The 6979-nt window shown below is 47.8% G+C and carries 7 protein-coding genes and 1 tRNA gene; 3 read left to right on the forward strand and 5 right to left on the reverse strand.

Going from position 1 to position 6979, the window contains the following annotated elements; genetic code table 11:
- Positions 1–173: 173 nt before the first annotated feature.
- Positions 174–1052: a 4-hydroxy-tetrahydrodipicolinate synthase gene (gene dapA, locus Q0577_RS21860; protein ID WP_298740141.1), complete on the reverse strand. Its 879-nt coding sequence runs from the start codon at positions 1050–1052 to the stop codon at positions 174–176.
- A gap of 64 nt (positions 1053–1116) precedes the next feature.
- Positions 1117–2070, reverse strand: coding sequence for an acetyl-CoA carboxylase carboxyltransferase subunit alpha (locus Q0577_RS21865; RefSeq protein WP_298740143.1), 954 nt, complete (start codon positions 2068–2070; stop codon positions 1117–1119).
- A gap of 140 nt (positions 2071–2210) precedes the next feature.
- On the opposite strand from Q0577_RS21865, the gene Q0577_RS21870 reads away from it, so the two are divergent.
- A tRNA-Asp gene (locus Q0577_RS21870) sits at positions 2211–2284 on the forward strand.
- A 53-nt stretch (positions 2285–2337) separates the two neighbouring features.
- Here Q0577_RS21870 and Q0577_RS21875 read toward each other — a convergent pair.
- Both Q0577_RS21875 and Q0577_RS21880 read right to left on the reverse strand, forming a co-directional pair.
- On the reverse strand, positions 2338–2757 hold the full coding sequence (locus Q0577_RS21875) for a VOC family protein (protein ID WP_298740145.1): 420 nt from the start codon (positions 2755–2757) through the stop codon (positions 2338–2340).
- Between the two features lie 65 nt (positions 2758–2822).
- The gene (locus tag Q0577_RS21880; protein ID WP_298740147.1) at positions 2823–3659 is read right to left on the reverse strand and encodes an AraC family transcriptional regulator; all 837 of its coding nucleotides are present in this window, start codon (positions 3657–3659) and stop codon (positions 2823–2825) included.
- Positions 3660–3773: 114 nt separating this feature from the next.
- Here Q0577_RS21880 and Q0577_RS21885 point away from each other — a divergent pair, with 114 nt between their 5' ends.
- A complete protein-coding gene (locus Q0577_RS21885) occupies positions 3774–4628 on the forward strand; it encodes an AraC family transcriptional regulator (RefSeq protein ID WP_298740149.1) in 855 nt (284 codons plus the stop codon).
- A gap of 125 nt (positions 4629–4753) precedes the next feature.
- On the forward strand, positions 4754–5785 hold the full coding sequence (locus Q0577_RS21890; RefSeq protein WP_298740150.1) for an alpha/beta hydrolase: 1032 nt from the start codon (positions 4754–4756) through the stop codon (positions 5783–5785).
- A gap of 153 nt (positions 5786–5938) precedes the next feature.
- Here the strand turns inward: Q0577_RS21890 and Q0577_RS21895 are convergent, their stop codons facing one another.
- Complete coding sequence (locus tag Q0577_RS21895) at positions 5939–6832, reverse strand: glutamate--tRNA ligase family protein (RefSeq protein ID WP_298740152.1); 894 nt, start codon at positions 6830–6832, stop codon at positions 5939–5941.
- Between the last annotated feature and the right edge of the window lie 147 nt (positions 6833–6979).

Here is a 6979-nt window from a genome sequence, read left to right on the forward strand (position 1 = left end):
TAAGGTTTTACTAAGATAGCACGAAGATGGCACGAGGAGTGGACGAGGACTCAAGGAGGAGCGGACGAAGATAACATGTGGAGCAGATGAAGGAACCTGGAAAATGGCGGCAAGAAAAAACCCTCCATGGATCTAACCATTGGAGGGTTCAGAAATTTCAGCAACTGCCTTAGTTACTTATAGTTACTTACAAAGGCTTTTATTTTAGCGTCCAGCTCCCTGCTTACCGGTACTACAGGCAGGCGGAAAGCGTTTTCAGTAATCCCGCCGTAATGCAGGAACGCCTTGATACCGGCCGGGTTATTTTCCGCAAACATCAGCTCAAATGCTTCATGCATCTTGTAGTGCAGGTTGCGGGCAGCCGGGATGTTGTTGTCCAGGGCTGCTTTTACCATGGCTGAGAAGTCGGCCGCAAAGTAGTTAGCCGCCACGGAGATCACGCCGTCCATACCGCAGGCAAGCTGTGGCAGGGCAAGGGCATCATCGCCGCTGATTACCAGGAAACCTTCAGGTTTGTCTTTGATGATCTGCATGCACTGTACCATATCGCCACTGGCTTCTTTCATGGCAACGATGTTCTCCACTTCATGCGCCAGGCGTACGGTAGTAGCAGCGGTCATATTACGGCCGGTGCGGCCGGGTACGTTATAGAGGATGATCGGCCTGGGAGATGCTTTGGCGATGGTTTTATAGTGCTGGAAGATGCCTTCCTGGCTGGGCTTACTGTAATATGGTGCTACGCTGAGCACGGCTGCAGCTTCATCCAGCGGACAGGTCTCGAGACGTTTTACCACATCGCGTGTATTATAGTCGCCAATACCCACAACCACGGGCACCCGCTTCTGCACCTTTTCAAAAGTAAACTTAATAAGGTCAAGCTTCTCTTCGGAAGAGAGGGTAGGTGTTTCGCCGGTGGTTCCGAGTGATACCACGTAGTCTATTCCACCATTAATCACATGATCAATCAATTTTTCCAAAGCATTCCAATCAATGCTTTCATCTGCTTTGAACGGTGTAACGAGGGCTACACCAGATCCTCTTAACTGTTCCATGAAGTATTAATAAGCCAAAAAGTCTGCAAATATTGTCATTTGGCCTGGTATGTTTAAATATTTTTTAGCGTTCGTCGTAAAAGCCCATGTTGCTGAATTTTTCGATCCGTTGCTCTATGCGGGTTTCGGGATCGATCTTTTTCAGCTCAGCCAGGGTTTCTTTGATCCTTTGCTTAAGAATGGCAGCTGCCTCTTCCGGGTTAACATGTGCGCCACCCAGGGGCTCTTTAATAACGCCATCTACCAAACCGAACTGGCTCATATGGTCGGAGGTAAGCTTCAGCTCTTCTGCGGCCTTTTCCTTGTAATTCCAGGTACGCCAGAGGATGGTGGAGCAGTTTTCGGGAGAAATTACGGTATACCAGCTGTTTTCGAGCATGAATACACGGTCTCCTATACCGATACCAAGTGCACCGCCGGAGGCGCCTTCGCCGATAATGATGCAGACAACGGGCACGCGGAGGCGCATCATTTCGAAAAGGTTGCGGGCAATGGCTTCGCCCTGCCCTCTTTCTTCAGCTTCCAGTCCGGGAAAAGCGCCCGGGGTATCTATCAGCGTAACGATGGGTTTATTGAATTTCTCCGCCAGTTTCATGAGGCGGAGGGCCTTGCGGTAACCTTCGGGATTGGCCATACCGAAGTTCCGGATCTGGCGCATTTTGGTGTTGACACCTTTCTGCTGGCCGATGAACATAATGGTTTCGCCATCCAGTTCGGCAAAACCGCCAACCATTGCCTTATCGTCCTTCACGTTCCTGTCGCCATGCAGTTCGAGGAAGTTGGTGGTCATTCTTTCAATATAGGCAAGGGTATAGGGCCTGTCGGGATGCCTGCTCAGCTGCACTTTTTGCCAGCTGGTGAGATGGTCATAGATATTCTGGCGGGTGGCAACGATCTTCTGTTCGTACTCTTTTACGGTAGCAGAGACGTCGACGCCGGATTTCTGGCCATTCTCTTTCAGCTTTTCCAACTGCTCATACAGGTCAGCAACAGGTTTTTCAAAGTCCAGGAATTGCATAATCAGATTTAAAATTGGTTAAAGAACGGTGTAAAGATAAAGCTCTAAAGTTTTTTTAAAAAAGATTTGCGAATTTGATCAATTTGTTGCTATCTTTGCCATCCCAAAACGGACCAGGGGTAACACCCTGTAAGTGAGGAGGATCGGTAGTTCAGTCGGTTAGAATGCCGCCCTGTCACGGCGGAGGTCGCGGGTTCGAGTCCCGTCCGGTCCGCAAATTAGACTGATACGAAATGTAAAAGCCCGCTCGTTGAGCGGGTTTTTTGTTTATCCCTCTGCGTTCACCATCCAGCGGATCCCGAAGCGATCGGTAAAATTTCCATGCCATGCACCCCAGAATTGCCGCTTAAAAGGGAAATGCAGTGTTCCACCTGCAGACAGCTGATCAAATATTTTCTGACCTTCTTCCGGGCCGGACACGGTAATAGATAATGATACATCGCCCGTACCGCGGGTGACCGGCCTCCCGGTCATGGCATCGCTGGCAAGGATGGTGTTTCCTCCAAACGTATAGACTGCATGCAGTATCTTGTGCTTATACTCCTCAGGAGCCTTTATTGCTGTGTTATCGTAGCGGTTTACTACATTGATCTCGCCGCCTAGGATCTGCTGGTAAGTGGTCAGGGCCTCTTCGCAGTCCCCGTTGAAGTGCAGGTAGGGAACCAGTTGCATTGTTTGTTGATTCATGTCACAAATATTTATCGCAAAGTTGCTTCAGGACACCAAGGTATAATTGTATAAATTCGACACCATCAGAGGTTATACAACCTGGACATTCTGTCTGCAAGGGCTGGCTGAATAACCTGGACAATGGTAAACTGCTCTTTCAGGAAATCGCGTGGGGTGAAGTTTGTCAGTTGTTTAAATTCTCTTATAAAATGCGATTGGTCATAATACCCGCATTCATACGCAATGCCGGTGAGAGATGTATGCCTGCATGAATACATGGCCAGTACGGCATCATTAAACCGTTTTATTTTCAGCAGTTCTGCAGGGGTTAATCCCATCACTGTTTTAAAGCGGCGTTCCAGGGTCTTATAGTTCGTATTGAACTGTGCAGCTAACGTGTTTACAGGGGTGGAAGGGCATTGTAATAATGCTCTAGAACATCTAGCTACAAAACTGTAAACGTCCTGCGTGTTGTTAATTTTCTGTAACAGGAAACTGTCTGCCAGCACTACTCTTTCCATATTGCCGGCTTCAGCCATTTGTTCTTCCAAAACCCTGTATTCTTTACCCAGGAGGTCTTCCACCTGGAAAAATGCGTTGGAAAACAAATGCACAGGAATCCTGAAGAATGGATAAGAACCGCCTGGTTTAAACCGGATGGAAAAAATATGCTGTTTCCTGGTTTGTGAAATAAGGAGTGAGTGTTTCCGGATACCAATAACATGCGATCCTTTTACGGTGAGTGATTGCCCATCCTTAATCTGTGCATAATTGTCCCCGAAATTGAACATCAGCTCAATCGTGCCATCCGGGATCAGGGATTCCTGGTCCCGGAACGGCGGTCTGTCAGCCAATGCCGACCAATAGCATTCAATATAAGCCGACAGTACAGGATGCGGTTTGTATTCTTTATACTCCATTGATCAATCGCTGTTTTCCGGAAAATGAAGGTAGGAAAAAGTGGTTAAACAGCTTTGCCAGCGAGACCAGCCGAAAAATTAATATCTTAGCAGTATCTCCTTATATTTTACCGGATGAACCACTTCAGACAATTTGCATTTAAGCAATTCGGGTATTTTGACTTCAATAAAGACCTGCCCGAACGGCTGGCCGGACGTGATTACAGCAGCTTTATCAAAATTGTGCTGGTAAAGGCGAAAGGGAAGCTTACTATCGACTTCAAACAATACAATTTGAAGGAAGACGCGCTGTTCTTTATTAATCCCGGGCAGCATTACTGGTTTGATGAAGCCTGCTGCGGTACCATGATCTATTATAACCGGGATTTTTACTGCGTAGAGATCCATGACAAAGAAGTGGCTTGCGATGGCATTTTGTTCCATAATGTATACGAAATACCGGTTATCTTCCTGAAAGGGCCTATGGCGGCAGACTTTCAGCACACCCTGCAGGAAATAAAAGCGGAGATTGAGCAGGAGGATACTGCGGTTGAAGAAATGTTACGCATCTTGCTGAAAAGGATCATTATTAAGTCTACCCGCATCTGGAAACAGGAACATGATATTACAGATGGTAAAACACGTGATGAAGCAGAGTTTTCCAGGAAGTTCAGCCAGCTGGTGGAGTGGCATTATGCCCGTTTGCATACCGTAGCTGACTATGCCGAACTACTGCACATTAGTCCCAAGGCGCTGAATAAGCGTATCACCCGTTACAGTGATACTACCCCGAATGACATTATTAAAAACCGGATCATCCTTGAGGCAAAAAGATTACTGGTTCATACCCAGCTCAGCGTAAAGGAGATCAGCTACAAGCTGGGATATGACGATGTTTCCTATTTTATCCGCTTCTTTACCAAACAAGCGGGCGCCAGTCCCAACAACTTCCGTTTAAGTTACCAGCAATCCTCTGCAGCACTGGTCTGAACCCCGGTGGAGCCCCCCGGGGAAAAAAGTGCTATAGCTGTCTACAATCGTACATTGAACCGCCCCTATGGCCGGAGTAATTTTGTGGTGTTCAATTAATCATCAAACATTAAATGCATCATAAAATGAAAAAGTCTTCCATCTTAAAGAAAGGTTCTATCATGCTCCTGGCACTGGCATTAGGAACCAGCTTATCAGCTCAAACCAAGGATCCCTATGTTGAAAGCGGCACCCAGGCTTTTTTAAACGTACTGAACTCCGGTGACGGCAAACCACTGGAACAGTTATCACCCAAAGATGCCCGGGCGGTTCTCACCGGTGCGCAGTCTTCTGTTAAAGTAGATCTCTCCGGCATCACTGTCAGCGAGAAAACCATCACTTACGACGGCAAACCGCTGGTAATGAATATTGTTAAACCTTCCAACGCAAAAGGCATATTGCCTGTGTTCATGTTCTTCCATGGCGGTGGCTGGGTATTAGGCGATTTTCCCACCCATCAGCGCCTGGTGCGTGATCTGGTAGTGGAATCCGGCGCAGCAGCTGTATTTGTTAACTATACTCCCTCACCGGAAGCACATTACCCCGTTGCTATCAACCAGGCTTACGCAGCTACACAATGGGTGGCTGAACATGGTAAAGAAATTGGTGTGGATGGCAAACGTTTAGCCGTAGCAGGTAACAGTGTAGGCGGTAACATGGCGGCTGTTGTAGCGCTGATGGCGAAAGACAAGAAAGGCCCTGAGATCAAACTGCAGGTGTTACTCTGGCCTGTTACAGATGCTAATTTTGAAACCGCCTCTTACAATCAATATGCTAACGGTTACTTCCTGACCAAAAACGCAATGAAATGGTTCTGGGATAATTACACCACCGACCTGAATGCACGTAAAGAGATCTATGCTTCTCCCCTGCAGGCCAGCCTTGAACAACTGAAAGGCCTCCCTCCTGCCCTGGTACAGGTAGCACAAAACGATGTACTGCGTGATGAAGGCGAAGCATATGCAAGGAAGCTGGATGAAGCAGGCGTAAAAGTAACTGCTGTGCGTTACAATGGTATGATCCATGACTGGGGATTACTGAACCCCCTCAGCCAGGTGCCCGGCACACATACAGCATTACTGCAGGCAGCAACTGAAATTAAAAAAGCACTTCAATAAGCAAAATTACATCTCGTTTCTATCTGGAAGCCGGCAATATGTCGGCTTTCTTTTTATAACTAGAAGTGCGTTCATAATTCTTAGTGTCGTAGATGTTAGTTGTGCAGCCGGAGACTACGACCATCTGCCAGGAGACTGCAAGCCACCCGTATACTAAAATATTGTGGCTGCCTGCAACAGCTCTTCGAAATTGGTAACCGGTGTTTGATAACCTGCCATAGCTGCAATACCGGCGAAAATGTCTGCAGGCGTTTTACCTTGTTTGCGCAGGTATTGAATGGAAGTGTCGCCTGCCGATTTGGAAAGTTTTCTATCGCCGGGGCCCATCAGCAAGGGATGATGCCAGAAGGTACTATGCTGAAAATTATTCCCAGGCAACAATGAAGACAGGTATAGCTGGGCAAGCGTAGATGGCCAGAGATCCTCTCCGCGTACCACCAGATCGATTCCGAAATACTGATCATCGATGATGGACGTTAGCTGGTAGGCAGGGAAACCGTCTTTTTTTCTCACTACAAATGACGACATGGAAGGAGGTAAAACGGTTTTGATTCTCTGCCCGGACAGGGTTTTGACTTGTACCTGCTCTTCCCCTGTGGTGCATAATCTCCAGCTGACATTTTCTTCATCCAGCGGGATACCTTTATAACGGCAGGTACCGGGGTACGTACCGTCGGGACTAAGGGCGGCTATCCGGGTACGTGAACAGTTACACGCAAACACCTGTTTGCTTTCCCGGAGGTGTTCCAGGGCTTCCCTGTAAAGGTTCATGCGATGCAGCTGGGAATAGGCAGTTTCGAATCCGAGGTAATCCCGGGGGCCTTCGTCCCATGGGATATTGAGAAAACGGAGTGTGGAGAAAATATCTTCTACATATTCACGGGTGGCGCGGTCGCGATCCAGGTCGTCAATACGGAGGAGGATACGGGCCTGGGTTTTCCGGGCAATGGCGGCGGTCAGTGCAAAAGACAGGATGTTGCCCAGGTGGAGGAAACCGCTGGGTGTAGGAGCTATCCTGGTTTTGCGAAAGGTAAGTGCCGGATTCATTGCTGGCAAATTAATATATCGGTGCGAAAAAAAAATTTGATTTGCATTTGTGGAATTTTTCTGCATATATTTGCAGCCCTGAATTAAGGAACGGATCGGTAGTTCAGTTGGTTAGAATGCCGCCCTGTCACGGCGGAGGTCGCGGGT

The sequence above is a fragment of the uncultured Chitinophaga sp. genome, assembly GCF_937898475.1.
Classification (GTDB): Bacteria; Bacteroidota; Bacteroidia; order Chitinophagales; family Chitinophagaceae; genus Chitinophaga.

Excerpts from the sequence above, each read along its gene's own strand:
- dapA (WP_298740141.1), bottom strand. The coding sequence starts at position 1,052 with ATGGAACAGTTAAGAGGATCTGGTGTAGCCCTCGTTACACCGTTCAAA.
- Q0577_RS21865 (WP_298740143.1), bottom strand. The coding sequence starts at position 2,070 with ATGCAATTCCTGGACTTTGAAAAACCTGTTGCTGACCTGTATGAGCAG.
- Q0577_RS21875 (WP_298740145.1), bottom strand. The coding sequence starts at position 2,757 with ATGAATCAACAAACAATGCAACTGGTTCCCTACCTGCACTTCAACGGG.
- Q0577_RS21880 (WP_298740147.1), bottom strand. The coding sequence starts at position 3,659 with ATGGAGTATAAAGAATACAAACCGCATCCTGTACTGTCGGCTTATATT.
- Q0577_RS21885 (WP_298740149.1), top strand. The coding sequence starts at position 3,774 with ATGAACCACTTCAGACAATTTGCATTTAAGCAATTCGGGTATTTTGAC.
- Q0577_RS21890 (WP_298740150.1), top strand. The coding sequence starts at position 4,754 with ATGAAAAAGTCTTCCATCTTAAAGAAAGGTTCTATCATGCTCCTGGCA.
- Q0577_RS21895 (WP_298740152.1), bottom strand. The coding sequence starts at position 6,832 with ATGAATCCGGCACTTACCTTTCGCAAAACCAGGATAGCTCCTACACCC.